The organism is Acinetobacter sp. 25-47-122 (assembly GCF_056779695.1).
In genome coordinates this window covers 1-918 of sequence record NZ_JBWYIJ010000026.1, presented here as the reverse complement: position 1 = coordinate 918, position 918 = coordinate 1, and the positions used below count along the sequence as shown (strand labels likewise).

Sequence of the window (918 nt, the reverse complement as noted above, 5' to 3'; positions counted from 1 at the left end):
TAGATCTCTTTCATAAATCAAAAAACGATCTATTTCTTGCTGATTATTTGTACCGAAGAATTTTAAATATTCATGCATAATCTGCGGATGAAATACAACGATTCAAAGAAGCTTTCTGAAACACAGTTTAAGCGATACACAGGCATCTCATGGTCAACCTTTGATTTAATGGTTGAACAACTGAAAATGCATGTTCCAGCTAAAGGTAGACCAACTAAATTGAGCATAGAAGATCAAATCCTTCTGTGCTTAAGTTATTGGCGTGAATATCGAACCTTGTTCCATGTTGCAACAAGTTATGGTGTGTCAGAGCCTACTGCTTCAAGAATTGTCCATCATGTAGAGGACTGCCTGATCAAGTCTAATCTATTTAATTTACCGAAGAATTTGCCTGAAGGCGAAGGTATAGACTGGAATGTGGTGATCGTAGATGCCACAGAAATTCCAATACAAAGACCTAAAAAAACAAAAGAAAAGCTATAGTGGTAAGAAGAAAGCGCATACATTCAAAGTTCAAGCCATCATCCATTATAAAACTCAGCAAGTTCTGAGTTTATGCACGAGTCGTGGTGCAGTACATGATTTCGAGCTCTTCAAAAGTAACTTGAATCAGATTCCTAAAGGGTCTTTTATTCTTGCAGATAAAGGCTATCAAGGGATGTATACATTGTATCCAAATAGTTTATTGCCATTAAAAGCAAAAAAGCGCTGCAAATTAGATCCCGAGCTAAAAGTTTACAATCAGGAAATCAATAAAAGAAGAATTGGAATTGAGCATGTATTTGGCAGTTTGAAAACCTTCAAAATCCTTGCTGAGCGATATCGCAACCGCGGCAAAAGACTAGGCTTAAGATTTAATTTAATTGCTGGAATCTATAACATGGAGCTGAGTAAAAAATGACTTATGAAAGAACTCTA

General features: G+C 36.1%; 2 protein-coding genes. Both read left to right on the top strand.

What is annotated here, in order from left to right; all coding sequences use genetic code 11:
* Positions 1–87: 87 nt before the first annotated feature.
* Positions 88–483 (top strand): transposase family protein, encoded by a 396-nt coding sequence (locus tag AC1M9P_RS14615; protein ID WP_481588088.1) that lies wholly within the window; start codon positions 88–90, stop codon positions 481–483.
* Positions 431–901, top strand: coding sequence for a transposase family protein (locus AC1M9P_RS14610; protein ID WP_481588087.1), 471 nt, complete (start codon positions 431–433; stop codon positions 899–901). The genes AC1M9P_RS14615 and AC1M9P_RS14610 overlap by 53 nt, the downstream gene beginning before the upstream one ends.
* Positions 902–918 lie beyond the last annotated feature (17 nt).